13 protein-coding genes are annotated in these 13877 nt (G+C 75.0%); 7 read left to right on the top strand and 6 right to left on the bottom strand.

What is annotated here, in order from left to right; all coding sequences use genetic code 11:
• Positions 1–5: 5 nt before the first annotated feature.
• Positions 6–455: a peptidoglycan-binding domain-containing protein gene (locus tag K7854_RS24425; RefSeq protein WP_226028707.1), complete on the bottom strand. Its 450-nt coding sequence runs from the start codon at positions 453–455 to the stop codon at positions 6–8.
• 286 nt (positions 456–741) lie between these two features.
• Between K7854_RS24425 and K7854_RS24430 the strand changes: the two genes are divergently transcribed.
• From K7854_RS24430 to K7854_RS24445, 4 genes are all read left to right on the top strand, one after another.
• The gene (locus K7854_RS24430) at positions 742–1578 is read left to right on the top strand and encodes a peptidoglycan-binding protein (protein WP_226028708.1); all 837 of its coding nucleotides are present in this window, start codon (positions 742–744) and stop codon (positions 1576–1578) included.
• Positions 1575–2456 carry a helix-turn-helix domain-containing protein gene (locus K7854_RS24435; protein WP_226028709.1) on the top strand — a complete coding sequence of 294 codons (882 nt, stop codon included), beginning with the start codon at positions 1575–1577 and terminating at the stop codon, positions 2454–2456. Before K7854_RS24430 ends, K7854_RS24435 begins: the two co-directional genes overlap by 4 nt.
• A gap of 120 nt (positions 2457–2576) precedes the next feature.
• Complete coding sequence (locus tag K7854_RS24440) at positions 2577–3161, top strand: ArsR/SmtB family transcription factor (RefSeq protein WP_226028710.1); 585 nt, start codon at positions 2577–2579, stop codon at positions 3159–3161.
• A complete protein-coding gene (locus K7854_RS24445; RefSeq protein ID WP_226028711.1) occupies positions 3158–5725 on the top strand; it encodes an FtsX-like permease family protein in 2568 nt (855 codons plus the stop codon). Before K7854_RS24440 ends, K7854_RS24445 begins: the two co-directional genes overlap by 4 nt.
• A 197-nt stretch (positions 5726–5922) precedes the next feature.
• Here K7854_RS24445 and K7854_RS24450 read toward each other — a convergent pair whose 3' ends face one another.
• From K7854_RS24450 to K7854_RS24460, 3 genes are all read right to left on the bottom strand, one after another.
• Complete coding sequence (locus tag K7854_RS24450) at positions 5923–7152, bottom strand: aminotransferase-like domain-containing protein (RefSeq protein WP_226028712.1); 1230 nt, start codon at positions 7150–7152, stop codon at positions 5923–5925.
• 98 nt (positions 7153–7250) lie between these two features.
• Positions 7251–8153 carry an SAM-dependent methyltransferase gene (locus tag K7854_RS24455; protein ID WP_226028713.1) on the bottom strand — a complete coding sequence of 301 codons (903 nt, stop codon included), beginning with the start codon at positions 8151–8153 and terminating at the stop codon, positions 7251–7253.
• 108 nt (positions 8154–8261) lie between these two features.
• A complete protein-coding gene (locus K7854_RS24460; RefSeq protein WP_226028714.1) occupies positions 8262–9572 on the bottom strand; it encodes a helix-turn-helix domain-containing protein in 1311 nt (436 codons plus the stop codon).
• A gap of 212 nt (positions 9573–9784) precedes the next feature.
• Between K7854_RS24460 and K7854_RS24465 the strand changes: the two genes are divergently transcribed.
• A complete protein-coding gene (locus K7854_RS24465; protein WP_226028715.1) occupies positions 9785–10504 on the top strand; it encodes a DUF4232 domain-containing protein in 720 nt (239 codons plus the stop codon).
• A gap of 49 nt (positions 10505–10553) precedes the next feature.
• On the opposite strand, the gene hemB is transcribed toward K7854_RS24465, so the two are convergent.
• On the bottom strand, positions 10554–11546 hold the full coding sequence (gene hemB / locus K7854_RS24470; RefSeq protein WP_226028716.1) for a porphobilinogen synthase: 993 nt from the start codon (positions 11544–11546) through the stop codon (positions 10554–10556).
• A 111-nt stretch (positions 11547–11657) separates the two neighbouring features.
• On the opposite strand from hemB, the gene K7854_RS24475 reads away from it, so the two are divergent.
• Positions 11658–12068, top strand: a complete 411-nt coding sequence (locus K7854_RS24475; protein ID WP_226028717.1) for an SRPBCC family protein — start codon at positions 11658–11660, stop codon at positions 12066–12068.
• Here K7854_RS24475 and K7854_RS24480 read toward each other — a convergent pair.
• Positions 12065–13057: an NAD(P)-dependent alcohol dehydrogenase gene (locus tag K7854_RS24480; RefSeq protein WP_226028718.1), complete on the bottom strand. Its 993-nt coding sequence runs from the start codon at positions 13055–13057 to the stop codon at positions 12065–12067. The genes K7854_RS24475 and K7854_RS24480 overlap by 4 nt on opposite strands.
• A 116-nt stretch (positions 13058–13173) precedes the next feature.
• Here K7854_RS24480 and K7854_RS24485 point away from each other — a divergent pair, with 116 nt between their 5' ends.
• On the top strand, positions 13174–13860 hold the full coding sequence (locus tag K7854_RS24485) for a TetR/AcrR family transcriptional regulator (protein WP_226028719.1): 687 nt from the start codon (positions 13174–13176) through the stop codon (positions 13858–13860).
• Positions 13861–13877: the final 17 nt, after the last annotated feature.

Consider the following 13877-nt stretch of genomic DNA (forward strand, 5'->3'; position numbering starts at 1 on the left):
TCCGGTCAGCAGGTCTCGTTGAACTCCCAGAACGCCGCCTTGGTCTTCGGCCCGGCGATCCCGTCAGCCGTACCGGCGTTGTAGCCGCGGGAGTTCAGGTAGCGCTGCAGTCCCCGGATCGTCTTGGGGCCGACGATCCCGTCGATCTCGTCCTTGGGGTAGAGCCCCTCGGACGCGAACATGCGCTGCGCCGCCTTCCAGCTGTTGGTGCCCAGCAGCCCGTCGGCCGAGCCGGGGTTGTGCCCCATGAACTCGAGGTAGCACTGCCAGTTCCTGGCGTGCCTGGTGTCCAGCCCCAGGTTGTTCACGGCCAGCACGGACACCGCCTCCGCGCTCGCCGCCCGCTGCCGGGCCGGCTCCGGCGCGGCCGTCGCGGTGCCCGCCGCCGCCAGTGAGCCGACGGCGATCCCGGCCGTGGTGGCCACACTCACGAGTGCCCTGGTCAAAGCTCGCATGGTTCCCCTCCGATGCGTTCGCGGTGCTGTCGAGGACGATCCTGCGGTCCCGGCGGCGCGCTCGGCGACGGCCGCACCGCACCTGGCGGACTCGCGGGACGTCCCGCCCCGCGACCTGCGGGGACGCCGCCCGCCGAGACGGCGCCACGGGACGGCCGGGGCGGGCGGTGGCCGATTCCGTACGGGTGCGGGAACCGATGCCCGACGGGTGTCGTGGTCGCTGATGCAGAATGAGGCCGGGGGAACGGGAACCTGGACCAGCGAGCCCGGACGCGAGTGGGGGAACATGTCGCGTTGGAAAGAGCTGCCCGCCGAACTCGACCCGCGCGTCCACCAGTTGGTGGTGCGATTACGGCGGCTGAAGGACCACGGCGGACTGAGCATGCGGCAGCTGGCCGCGAAGACGGGGTACAGCGCGAAGTCCTGGGAGCGCTATCTCGGCGGGCGGTCGCTGCCGCCCCGGGAGGCCGTCGAGGCGATGGCCCGGATCGTCGGTGAGGAGCCGACCCGGCTGCTCGCGCTGCACGAGGTCGCCGCCGAGCGCTGGGCGCGGACCCGCGGGGGCGTCCTCGCCGAGCCGGACGGCACGGCAGCCGCCGGGCGGGAGGGCGCGGCGGCCGTGACCCCGGCCGGGGGCGAGCGGACCGGAGGGCGGTGGCCGCGCGGTGCCGTGGTGGCGGGGGCGGTGGCCCTCGTCCTGGCCGTCTCCGCCGCCGTCCTGCTGGCGGTGCGGCTCCCCGGCGGCTCCGACGCCGACCCGGGTGCCGGGGGCGGCGACCGGGCGAACGGTACGACGACGGCCACGCCCGCCCCGGCCACCGCGTCGGCGTCCCGCTCGCCGGTCACCTACACCTGCCGGATCACCCGGACCGACGGCCGCTGGTACGCGGGCAACAGCCGTACCCGGGACGCCATCGTGGCCTACGGCGAGGCGGGCCCCGAGGTCGCCGAGGTGCAGTGCCTGCTGGCGCGGGCGGGGCTCTCGCCGGGGGAGGTCGACGGGATCTTCGGCCCGATGACGCAGCGCGCGGTCAAGCGGGTGCAGAAGCGGCACGGGCTCGTCGTGGACGGCATCGTCGGCCCGCACACCTGGAAGGCACTGCGGGGGAAGGCGCCGAAGTGACGCCGGAACACGACCGGCTGACCACGGCGCTGCGGGAGTTGCGCACGCGTACGGGCCTGAGCCTGGCGGCGCTGGCGGAGCGCACCACGTACAGCAAGTCGTCCTGGGAGCGCTACCTCAACGGCAAGACGGTGCCGCCGCGCCGGGCCGTGCGGGACCTGTGCCGGCTGGCGCGGGAGCCGGAGGGGCGGCTGCTGGCGCTGTGGGAGATCGCCGAGTCGGAGTGGAGCGGACGCGGGGCGCGGCCCGCCCCGGCCCCGCCGGAGGCCGCCCCCGCGGGCCCCTCCCCTCCGCAACCGCCGCCCGAGCCGCCGCCGTCCCGGGGCCCGGCCGGGCCGCGCCTGGGCCGCGGACGCCTGCTGGTGGTGCTGGCGTCGGTGTGTGCGGTCACCGCGGGGGGTGTCGGCTCGGCGCTCCTGCTGCTGCCGCACCGGCCGGGCGACCGGGGCGCCCACGGGCCGCCGTCCGCCGCGCCGTCCGTACCCGGCCCCCGCTGCCGGGGCGCCGCCTGCGAGGGCCAGGACCCGATGCACATGTACTGCGGCTCGGGACCCGACACCCTCACCACCGAACGCACCGCCACCGGCGCCCGGGTGGAGCTGCGCTACAGCCCCGCGTGCCAGGCCGGATGGGCCAGGATGTGGGGGACGCGGGTCGGGGACCGGCTGGAGGTGACGGCGGGCGGCCCGACCCGGCGCGCGGAGATCGCGGACGAGGTCGACGCGGAGTCCTACGTCTACACGGTCATGACCGCGGCCCGCCCCGGGAGCGTCGTCCGGGCCTGCTTCCGGCCCGCCTCGGCCGACGGCGAACGGGAGTGCGTCGACGCCCGCGTGGGCGCCGCCGACCCGACCACCCGGTCGCCGTCGCCCCGGTAGCGCCGGGGCCCGGGAGCGGTCCGCCGTCCGCGGCACCGGTTGCGGGGTGGGGACAACCCCCGGTGCGGACACCGGTCCACCGCAGTGCACAGACACCTGTGCACAGACGACTGTGGACGCATGCCCGAGGAACCCGAAGCACTCGCCCCCGCCGCGCTCAAGGCGCTCGCGCACCCGCGCCGACAGCGGGTGCTGCACCACCTGAGCCTGCACGGACCGGCCACGTCGGCGACCCTGGCCCGCTCGCTCGGCCTGAACACCGGGGCGACCAGCTACCACCTGCGTGAGCTGGCCAGATACGGCTTCGTGGAGGAGACGGAGCGCGGCGGCGGCCGGGAGCGCTGGTGGCGTGCCGTGCCCCGCGACCGCCGCTTCCCGCCCCGCAGCCGCCAGAGCCCCGAGACCCGGCAGGTCATGGACGAGCTGAACCGGCACGCGTACGCCGCCGACCTGGAACTCTTCGAGCGGCTGCAACGGACCGCACCCGACGACCCGTGGGCCGACGCCTACCCCTACTCGCGCGGCACGATCCGGCTCACGCTCCCCGAACTCCACGCCTTCTTCGAGGAGTACATCGCCCTCCTCAACCGCTACAAGCGGCCCGCGGACCAGACCCCGCCCGGCGCCCGCACGCTGCTCACCCGGTTCCTCGCCTTCCCCGTCCCGGAGCCGGACACCGACAGAAGAGAGGCCGACCCCTCATGATGCTGCGCTACGCCCTGAAGACCGTGCGCGCCCGCAAGGCCGGCTTCCTCGGCGCCTTCCTCGCCCTGATGTGCGCGGCCGCGCTGATCACCGCGTGCGGCACGCTGCTGGAGACCGGACTGCGCGGCACCGTTCGCACCGAGCGGTACACCGCGGCCCCGGTGCTGGTCTCCGCCGACCAGAACGTCCACCAGAGGACCGTCAAGCACAAGAAGGGCAAGACCAAGGTCAAGCACAAGGCCAAGCCCGTCGCCGAGCGGGCCTGGCTCGCCGCCTCCCTCGCGGACACCCTCGCGGGCACGCCCGGCGTCGCCCGGGTGATCCCCGAACTGACCTTCCCGGCCACGCCCTTGACCAGCACCGACACCGGCGGCGGCACCGGCGCGGACGGCCGGGCCGGCTACGGGCACGCCTGGGAGTCCGCCGCGCTGACGCCGTACCGGCTCACCTCCGGCACCGCCCCCGAGGCCGCCGGCGACGTGGTCGTCGACCAGCACCTCGCCGCCCGCGCCCGGCTCGCCCCCGGCGACCGCCTCACCGTCCAGTCGACGCGGGCCCCGCGTACCTACCGGGTCTCCGGGATCGCCGCTCCGGGTCCGGACGTGGTCCACCAGACCTCCCTCTTCTTCTCCGCCGCCGAGGCCCGCCGGCTCGCCGGCCACCCGGGGCAGGTCACCGCCTTCGGAGTGGTCCCCGAGCCGGGCACCGCCCCGGAGCGGCTGCGGCACGACCTCACCGCGGCGCTGCGCGACACCGGCGGCGCCGGAACCGGTACCGGCGCCCGGGTCACCACCGGCGACGCCCGCGGCCCGGTGGAGTTCCTGGACGCCGCCGCGGCCCGCACCAAGCTGGTCAGCATGGGCGGCGCGATGGGCGGCACCTCGCTGCTCGTGGCGGTCCTCGTGGTCGTCGGGACCTTCGCGCTCACCGTCCAGCAGCGCCACCGGGAACTGGCCCTGCTGCGTGCCGTCGCCGCCACCCCGGGGCAGATCCGCCGGCTGCTCGGGCGGGAGGCGCTGATCGTCGGCGCCGCCGCCGGCACCGTCGGCGCCCTGCTGGGACTCCCGCTGGGCGGGCTGCTGTTCGACAGGTTCGTGGCGCTGGGCGCCGTACCCGCCACGCTCCGACACACCACCGGCTTCGTCCCGCCGCTCGCCGCCGTCGCCGCGACCCTCCTCGGTGCCTGGGCCGCCGCGCGGATCGCCTCCCGCCGGGTCGTCCGGATCCGTCCCGCGGAGGCGCTCGCCGAGGCCCGCGCCGAAAGCCCCCGGACCTCGTGGGGCCGCCTGCTCGCCGGGCTGGTGCTGCTCGCCGGTGGCGTCGTGCTGGTGGTGGTGCTCGGCACGCTGCGCACCGAGCCCGCCTCGACACCGGTCACCTTCCTCGCTGTCGTCGTCCTGTCGACCGCCGTCGCCCTGCTCGGGCCGCTGCTGGTCAGGGCGGCGGCCCTGCTGCTGGCGGGACCGCTGCGGCTGACCGGCCACGGCGGCAGGCTCGCCACCGCCAACCTGCGCGCGGGCGCCGCCCGCGCGGCCTCCGTGGTCACCCCGCTGACGCTGCTGGTCGGCATGGCCTGCACCGTGCTGTTCGCGCAGCCCACCCTCGGCGACGCGGCCCGCGCCCAGGCCCGCGAGGGGGTGCGCGCCGACTGGGTCGTCGCCTCCCAGGGGCCCGGCGTCCCGGCCGAGGCGGCACACCGGCTGCGCTCGGGCGGGGACGCGGTGACCGAGGTGGTCCGCACCACCGTCCGGGTCGGCCTCGACAAGTACGCCGCGCAGGGCGTCACGCCCGCCGGCCTCACCCGCACCTGGGACCCGGACGTGGTCGCCGGTTCGCTCGACGGCCTCACGGAGCGCACCGTCGCCGTCAGCGAACTGGCCGCGGACCAGCTCGGCCTGGCCCCGGGCGACGCCCTGAAGCTCACGCTCGGCGACGGCACGCCCGTCGAGGTCACGGTCGCCGCCGTCTACGCCAGGGGCCTGGGCTTCGGCGACCTCACCTTCGCGCACGGCCTGGTCGCGGCTCACGTCGACAATCCGCTGGCCGCCACCCTCCTGGTCGGCACGGACCGGGCCCGCGACGACCTGGCCGCCGCGCTGCGGGGGTTCCCCGGGCTCACCGTCCTCACCCCGGCCGCCGCGGACTCCCTCCAGGCCGAGCGGCAACAGGCCAATGCCGAGGTGAACCTCCTCGCCATGGGCCTCGTCCTCGCCTTCACCGCGATCGCGGTCGTCAACACGCTCGCCATGTCGGTCTCCGAGCGCGTCCGCGAGTTCGCGCTGCTGCGCCTCGCGGGCGCCACCCGCCGCCAGGTGCTGCGCATGCTGCGCACCGAGGCGCTGTCGCTGCTCCTGCTCGCCACCGCGCTCGGCAGCGCCATCGCCCTGTCCGTCCTGACCGCGTTCAGCGTCGGCATGACCGGCCGGGCGGCACCGGCCGTCCTCCCGCTCGTCTACGTGGCGGTGGTCGCCGGGGCCGGGCTCCTCACCCTGGTCGCGACCGCCCTGCCCGGCCGGGTGGCCCTGCGGGTCCGGGCGGTGACGGTCGCGACGGCCAGGGAGTGACCCGGCGGGGGGACCCGGCAGGGGTGACCCGTCAGGGGTGACCCGGCAGGAGTGACCCGGCAGGAGTGACCCGGCAGGAGTGACCCGGCAGGAGTGACCCGGCAGGAGTGACCCGGCAGGAGTGACCCGGCAGGAGTGACCCGGCAGGAGTGACCCGGCAGGAGTGACCCGGCAGGGGTGACCCGGCCGGTGCCGGTCTAACGCGCGGCCCGCAGCCCCTGCCCGAGCCGCCGCAGCCCCTCCGCGATCTCGTCCGGGGTCTGCGTGACGAAGCACAGCCGCAGCGTGGCGCGGTCCGGGTCCCCGGCGTGGAAGGGCGCGCCGGGGACGTACGCCACGTCGTGCCGGACCACCTCGGGGAGCAGGGCGGTGGTGTCGTACCCGTCGGGCAGCCGGGCCCACAGGAACATGCCGCCCTCGGGCCGGGTCCACACCGACCCCGCCGGGAGCGCGTCCGCGAGGCCCGCGAGCATGGCGTCCCGGCGCTCCGCGTAGACGGCGGCGACCCGGGCGACATGGGCGTCCAGGTCCCGGTCGGCCAGGTAGCGGGCGGCGGCGAGCTGGTTGACGGTCGGGGTGTGCAGGTCGGCGGCCTGCTTGGCGACCGCGCAGGCCCGGAGCAGCCCGGCGGGCGCCCGCAGCCAGCCCAGGCGCAGGCCGGGGGCCATGACCTTGGAGAAGGAGCCGAGCAGCACGGTCCGGTCCCGGGCCCCCTCGCAGGAGGCGATCCAGGGCACCCGCTCGCCCTCGAAGCGCAGCTCGCCGTACGGATCGTCCTCGACGATCCACAGGCCGCACCGGCCCGCGACCTCGGCGACGGCGGCGCGGCGCGCGGCGGGCAGGGTGCGGCCGGTCGGGTTGGAGAAGGTGGGGACCGTGTAGAGCAGCTTCGGCCGCTCGCGCACCACCAGTTCCTCCAGGGCCCCGGGGTCGATCCCGTCCTCGTCCCCGGGCACGGCCAGCACCCGGGCGCCCGCGAAGCCGAAGGCCTGGAGGGCGGCCAGGTAGCAGGGGCGCTCGACGAGGACGGTGTCGCCGGGTTCGAGCAGGGCGGTGGCGAGCAGCGACAGGGCCTGCTGGGAGCCGGTGGTGACGAGGATGTCGTCGGCGCCGGTGGCCAGACCGCGCGCCGAGGTGCGGGCGGCCAGCGCGGCCCGCAGGGTGGGCTCGCCCTCGGTCGTGGAGTACTGCAGGGCCCGCGCGGGCGTCTCGGCGAGGACGTCCCGGTACGCGGCGGCGATGCCCTCCGCGTCGAACAGTTCCGGGGCCGGCAGCCCGCCCGCGAAGTTGATCACCTCGGGGCGGGCGGTGACGGCGAGGATGTCGCGTACGGGCGAACCGCCGATCGACCGGGCCCGCGCGGCGAGCGGCGGCAGCGGAGCGCTGGTGGCGGGGGCGGAGGCGGACGCGGTCTCAGTCACGGTCATGCGCGCAGCCTAGGCAGGTACGTGCCGCCTACAAGGAACTTTCCGCGATCCGGACACCACCCGCGCGACCGGGCCCACCGCCCCCGTGCACCGAGCCGTCAGCCCTTGACCCCCAGCCCGCCGTAGACGTTGATGTCCGCGTCCGTGACGTCGTTGATGTCCTTGTACCGGACCTTCTCGATCTCGTCGAGCCCGGCGAGGTACGACTCCTCCGGCTGCTCCGGCACCGGTGCCGCGTGGTCCGGCCGCCAGTGGTGCACCGGGACGACCCCCGGCTCGGCCAGCTCCAGACCGGTCTCGGTGAAGAAGCGCTCGACGTCCTTGCGGGAGCGCAGCACGAAGGTGAACCCCCGCTCCGTGTACGTCCGCTGGACCGCGCGGATGTTCTCCGGGTTGAGGTCCTCCGTGAGGTGGCTGAGGACGAGCCGGCTGCCGGCGGGCAGCGCGTCCATCAGCTCGCGGACGATCGGGTACGCCTCCTCGTCCTCGACGAAGTGCAGGATGGCGACCAGGCAGAGCGCGACGGGACGGCTGAAGTCCAGGGTTCCGGCGGCCTGTTCGAGGATCCGCGCCGGGCTCTTCAGGTCGGCGTCGATGTAGTCCGTGCGCCCCTCGGGCCCGCTGGTGAGCAGGGCACGGGCGTGGGCGAGCACGACGGGGTCGTTGTCGACGTAGACGACCCGCGACTCGGGGGCGATGCCCTGGGCGATCTGGTGCACGTTCTCGGCGGTGGGCAGCCCGGTGCCGATGTCCAGGAACTGCCGGATGCCGTCCTCGCGGGCCAGCGCGGTCACCGAACGCCGCAGGAAGTCGCGGTTGTGCCGTACGTCGAGGTAGCCGCGCGGGTTGGCGGCGAGCCCGGCGGCCGCGGCGTTCAGGTCGGCGGGGTAGTGGTCCTTGCCGCCGAGGAAGACGTCGTAGACCCGCGCCGGGTGCGCCTTGCTGCTGTCGATCCTCCTCCGCAGCTCCGCGGGGTCCTGGCTGAGGGCGTCACCGGGCATGCGCGTCCCACCTTTCGGATGTCGCCTGACGATGCGAACCGGTTGTGTCGTCAACAACCTATCCCCCGGGCGCACTTGCCGCCGTCCGATGCCCGCGCCCGGCCCGCCTCAGCCGCCCTCGACCAGCTCCCAGGCGTCGCCGCCGAGGGGGTACGCGTAGTACGAGTCGTCCCGGGAGGCGCTGGTGCGGAACGGCTTGCCGTGGTCGTCGACGCGCAGCGTGCCGTGCCGGCCGCCGCTGGACCACTCCAGCTCCAGGTACCAGCTGACGTCGTGCTCGCTGGTGTGCGCGTTGACGTAGAAGACCTCCGGGTCGGATTCGCTGACGCTGTACGGGAAGTCCCGCTGGCCGCCGATCGGCGCGGCCGTCGGGGTGCCGAGGTCCAGCGAGACGTCGAACGCCTTGGTGTTCACCTGGCCGCCGCAGCCGACGCCCATCGCGTACTGGTTCCAGTCCAGCGCCGGACCGCTGCTCACCACCCGCACGTGCAGGTCCTTCAGGACCACCGTCTCCGGACCGGTGCCCTGCACGGTGAGGACGGCCGTCTGCCGGTTCGCGGACACCGCGTTGAGGGGAGTGGCCCAGCCGACGGCGTCCTGCTGGGGCGGGGGCTTGGACACGTTCTTCGGGCTGCGGTCGATGAGGAAGGAGTGCTCGCAGGGCACGTCCCAGTAGTACGGGGTGGTGGAGACGGTGAGCAGGGGCCCGGCCGGGGGTGCCTCGCGGCTCGGCGCGGCGGTGGCCGCACGCGACGGCGACGCGTCGGGGGACTCGGAGCCGGACGCGGAGGCGGACGGGGAGGGCGTGGTGGCGCTCGCGCTCGGCGAACCCGGACCGGTCGCGGTCGCCGACACCGGCGCGGAGGTCTGCGCCACGGCCCCGGCCGGACCGTGCCGGCCGTCGTCGTCCGGGCTCGACACGAGGTTGGCCACGAGCGCCACGGCGGCGCTGACGGCGACGACGCCGGTCGCGGCGTAGAGCGCGGCGCGCGGGACCCGGCGGCGGGCCGGAGCGGAGGCGTCGGGGGCGGGCTGGGTGCTGACCGGTACGGGGGTGGTCTCCGGGGCGGGCGGGACCTCCGACGGTGCCGTCGCCGACGCGGTGCCGTCCGCGGCCGCACGCTCGGCGCCCTCGCTCCCCTCGCTCCCGTCGGCCCCCTCGGTCTCGTCCTTCTTCACGCCGCGCAGCGCGTCCGCACGGATCCAGCGGCGGTGGAGTTCGAGCAGTTCCTCGGGGGTCGCCCGGCACACGCGGGCGAGGCGTTCGACGGGCGCGAACTCGACCGGGACGACCTCCCCGCTGACGTACCTGTGCAGGGTCGAGCCGCTCATGTGCAGCCGCTTGCCGAGTGCCCCGTAACTGAGCCCGGACCGCTCCTTCAGCTCCCGAAGCAGTGCCGCGAAGTCGTCCCCCGCCACCGTTCCTCCCTCTCCTCGCATCCCCGTACCGCATCCCAGAGGGACGCCGTTCTCGCAGGTCAGAGCGTTCCGGGCGTCCCATCGTCCCGCATGCTCCCCCATCGCTGGCGGCCGGGACGATCAGGACCGCAAGCTGTGGTCATCCAAGCAGCCGCTCCCGCCGAACGGTCGAGCGGCTCGCCCCAACTCTCGCATCCCCAGGGGGACCTGCCATGTCCGCACGCCGCATCACCCGTACCCGCCTGTTCGCCGCCACCACGGTCGCGCTGGCCGCACTCTCCCTGACGGCCTGCGAGGGCGACGAACTCACCGGCTCCCCCGCGCCCGAATCCACCGCCTCCGCACCGGCGGACGGGAACAGCGCCCGGCCGGCGGGCGGCGCGAAGGGCGACGCCGGGAAGACGGAGGACACGGGGACGGCCGGCTCGACCGGATCGACCGGTTCCGCCGGCAACGACAAGGCATCCGGCTCCGAAGCCGGCACCGGCTCCGGCTCCGACGGCTCGGAGGGCTCCGACTCTGACCTCCCCGGCAAGTGCTCCGCGTCCGACGTACGGATCACCGCGGCGAACGCCCCCCGCCCGATCAACCACCTGCTGCTGACCGCCACCAACACCGGCTCGAAGACGTGCGCGCTGCCGCAGTACCCGGCGGCCCGGTTCGGCGAGGCCCAGTCGGTGCCGCCGGTCGCGGAGTCCAGCAAGCCCCAGTCGCTGACGACGCTGGCCCCCGGCGAGTCCGGCTACGCGGGCGTACGGCTGTCCTCCGGCGACGGCAGCGGCGAGAACGGCTACGAGACCAGCACCCTCACCATCCCCTTCGAGGACGGCTCCATCGCCACGGTCAAGCTGCCCTCCGGGGGCGTGTACGTCGACACCGCGCTGACGGTCACGTACTGGCAGACCGAGGCGGCCAACGCGCTCGAGTACTGAAGGGGTCAGCGCGCCCGCACCCCGTGTGTGAAGGGCCGGCACCGGTCGCTCAGCGCAGTGTGCGAGCGACCTCGGTTGCCCAGTACGTCAGGATGTTGCGCGCGCCCGCCCGCTTGATCCCGGTGAGGGACTCCAGGATGGCCCGGTCGCGGTCGATCCAGCCCTTCTCGGCGGCGGCCTCGATCATCGAGTACTCGCCGGAGATCTGGTAGGCGGCGACGGGCACGTCCGAGGCCTCGGCGACCTTGGCGAGGATGTCGAGGTAGGGACCGGCCGGCTTGACCATCACCATGTCGGCCCCCTCCTCCAGGTCCAGGGCCAGCTCCCGCATCGCTTCGCGCGCGTTGGCGGCGTCCTGCTGGTAGGTCTTGCGGTCGCCCTTGAGCGAGGACCCGACGGCCTCGCGGAAGGGCCCGTAGAAGGCGGAGGCGTACTTGGCGGTGTACGCGAGGATCGCGACGTCCTCCCGCCCGATCTGGTCGAGGGCGTCACGGACGACACCGATCTGACCGTCCATCATCCCGCTGGGCCCGACCACGTGGGCGCCCGCGTCGGCCTGGACCTGCGCCATCTCGGCGTACCGCTCCAGGGTGGCGTCGTTGTCGACGCGCCCCTGGTCGTCGAGCACGCCGCAGTGACCGTGGTCGGTGAACTCGTCGAGGCAGAGGTCGGACATGACGAGCAGCTCGTCCCCGACCTCGGCCCGCACGTCCCGCAGCGCGACCTGGAGGATCCCGTCGGGGTCGGTGCCCGCCGTGCCGGCGGCGTCCTTCTTCCCCTCCTCCGGCACCCCGAAGAGCATGATCCCGGAGATCCCGGCCTCGACCGCCTCCGCGGCCGCCTTCTTCAGGGTGTCCCGGGTGTGCTGCACGACGCCGGGCATCGCCGCGATCGGCACCGGCTCGCTCGCGCCCTCCAGGACGAAGGCGGGGAGGATGAAGTCGGCGGGGTGCAGCCGGGTCTCGGCGACCATCCGACGCATCACGGGGGTGGTCCGCAGCCGCCGGGGCCGGGTGCCGGGAAAGGATCCGTACGTCGTCATACCACCTACGCTACGCCCGCCCCACCCGTGCCTTTGCCGACGGGGAGTCGGCCCGGGAGGTGGCCGATTCGTTCAAGAGGGCGGTGCCGACGGCCCGCTACCGTCGCTGCCATGAACAGCACCGGCGACCAGTCGCGCCACCTGAGCATCCGCATCGACCGCTCCGTCGACGACGTCTACGCCTTCGCCTCGAACCCGGCCAACCTGCCCGCGTGGGCCCACGGCCTCGGCGCATCCATCGAGAAGAGCGCGGACCACTGGGTCGCGGAGTCCTCCCCCATGGGCCGGGTCACGGTGACCTTCACCCCGCGCAACGACCTGGGCGTACTCGACCACGACGTCACGCTGCCCTCCGGGGAGACCGTCCACAACCCGGTCCGCGTGATCGCCGACGGCACCCGCAGCGAGGTGGTGTTCACCCTCCGCAGGCAGCCCGGGACGACCGACGCCGACTTCGAGCGGGACGCCGGCATGGTCACGGCCGACCTGGCGAGGCTCAAGGAGCTGCTGGAGTCCGACTAGGCAGGACCCCCATCGCGGCCCGGGTCCTGCGCGGCGGCGACCCGCACGACGTGCTTGCCCCGGACGCCGCCGGCCTCCAGGGCCCGCTGGGCGTCGGCGGCCCGGTCGAGCGGGTGGACGGTGTCGACGACGGGGACCAGATCGCCGTGCTCGGCGAGCCGGGCGGCCTCGGCGAGCAGCGCGCCGTCGGGATTCCCGCTGAAGAAGCGAATGCGCCCCTTCCCGTGCACGACGGAGCCGAGCACGGCGGCGATCCCCGCGAGCGGCCGGTCGAAGTCGACGGTGACCGCGACCATCCGCCCGCCCGGCGCCAGCAGCCGCCGCACCCGGGCCGGTTCGGTGCCGACGGTGTCGAGGACGACGTCGAAGCGGCCGAGGGCGGACAGCGGAGTCGTCCGGTGGTCCAGCGCCTCCTCGGCCCCCAGCCCCCGCACGAAGTCCAGGTTCCCCGCCCCGGCGAGCGCGACGACGTGCGCCCCGAGCAGCCTGCCGACCTGCACGGCGACGCTGCCCACGCCCCCGCTCCCGCCCCGCACCAGCAGCCGCTCGCCGGGCTGCAGGGCGGCCTTGTCCCGCAGCGCGGTCAGCGCCGTGGTCGCACCCGCGACCAGCGAGACGGCCTCCTCCGGGGTGAGGTTCCGCGGCGCGGCCGCGATCCGCCGCGGGCTGACGGCGACGTACTCGGCCATGCTGCCGGTACGCCGCCCCAGCAGCCCCCACACCCGCTCCCCCTCCCGCACCCCGGTGACGGCCGCGCCGACTTCTGCGACCTCCCCCGCGAAGTCGATGCCGCACCCCTTGGGGAAGGACCGCCCGGTCACCAGGCTCACCTTGCCGGTCCGGTCGTGCAGGTCGCCGCCGTTGACTCCGGCGGCGCGCACCCGCACCAGCACCTCGTCGGGGCCGATGGCGGGCACCGGCCGCCGCCCGACGTAGAGCACGTCAGCAGGCCCGTAACGGTCGAAGAGGACCGCCTTCATCTCACCCATGTCTCAAGATCCACATCGCGTTCGGGAAGCGCGGAGGCGAGGCCCGCGTCCGCTGCTACGCTCACGCTAGGTCCATAAGTGGACGAGGCCCTCCACTTGCCCCGGAAGTGAGAAACATGCCTGACCAGCCCTCTCACAAGCCGTCCGGTCCGGCGGCCGGAGACACCCCGGCGGAACTGCGCGCGGATGCCCGCCGCAACCGCGAACGCGTCCTGGACGCCGCCCGCGAGGTCTTCGCCGCCCAGGGCGTGGACGCCCCGATGAGCGCGGTCGCCCGCCGGGCCGGCGTCGGCGTGGCCACCCTCTACCGCCGCTTCCCCACCCGCTCGGCACTCGTCACCGCCGCCTTCGAGGACCAGCTGGCGGTGTGCGCGACCGCGTTCGAGGAGGCCCAGGCCGACCCGAACCCGGGCCACGGCCTCTACACGCTCCTCGAAAGGATCTGCACGACCCTGGTCACCGACCGCGGCTTCGAAACCGTCTTCATGGCCGGCTTCCCCGAGGCCCTGGCCTACGACCGGCAACGGGCCGTCGCCGAGGAGCGCCTGTCCCACCTGGTCCAGCGCGCCCGCGACGCCGGCCAGCTCCGCGAGGACTTCGCCCCCGCCGACATCCCCCTGCTCCTCCTCGCGGTGAGCGGCCTGGCGGCCCAGCCCCCCGAGACCGCCCTCCCCGCCGCCCGCCGCCTCCTCACCTACCTCTTCCAGTCCTTCCAGGCCCACCCCCCGTCCCGCCCGGCGCCGCTGCCCCCGGCCCCGCCGCTGGACCTGTCGGGGCTGCAACGGCCGGTGTCCGCCCGGTGAGACGACTGTGGGGCGCC

It is taken from the genome of Streptomyces hyderabadensis (genome assembly GCF_020404845.1).
Taxonomy (GTDB): Bacteria; Actinomycetota; Actinomycetes; order Streptomycetales; family Streptomycetaceae; genus Streptomyces; species Streptomyces hyderabadensis.

Bases quoted from the DNA above. Each gene is read 5' to 3' on its own strand.
- K7854_RS24425 (WP_226028707.1), bottom strand. From the start codon at position 455: ATGCGAGCTTTGACCAGGGCACTCGTGAGTGTGGCCACCACGGCCGGG.
- K7854_RS24430 (WP_226028708.1), top strand. From the start codon at position 742: ATGTCGCGTTGGAAAGAGCTGCCCGCCGAACTCGACCCGCGCGTCCAC.
- K7854_RS24440 (WP_226028710.1), top strand. From the start codon at position 2,577: ATGCCCGAGGAACCCGAAGCACTCGCCCCCGCCGCGCTCAAGGCGCTC.
- K7854_RS24445 (WP_226028711.1), top strand. From the start codon at position 3,158: ATGATGCTGCGCTACGCCCTGAAGACCGTGCGCGCCCGCAAGGCCGGC.
- K7854_RS24450 (WP_226028712.1), bottom strand. From the start codon at position 7,152: ATGACCGTGACTGAGACCGCGTCCGCCTCCGCCCCCGCCACCAGCGCT.
- K7854_RS24455 (WP_226028713.1), bottom strand. From the start codon at position 8,153: ATGCCCGGTGACGCCCTCAGCCAGGACCCCGCGGAGCTGCGGAGGAGG.
- K7854_RS24465 (WP_226028715.1), top strand. From the start codon at position 9,785: ATGTCCGCACGCCGCATCACCCGTACCCGCCTGTTCGCCGCCACCACG.
- hemB (WP_226028716.1), bottom strand. From the start codon at position 11,546: ATGACGACGTACGGATCCTTTCCCGGCACCCGGCCCCGGCGGCTGCGG.
- K7854_RS24475 (WP_226028717.1), top strand. From the start codon at position 11,658: ATGAACAGCACCGGCGACCAGTCGCGCCACCTGAGCATCCGCATCGAC.
- K7854_RS24480 (WP_226028718.1), bottom strand. From the start codon at position 13,057: ATGGGTGAGATGAAGGCGGTCCTCTTCGACCGTTACGGGCCTGCTGAC.
- K7854_RS24485 (WP_226028719.1), top strand. From the start codon at position 13,174: ATGCCTGACCAGCCCTCTCACAAGCCGTCCGGTCCGGCGGCCGGAGAC.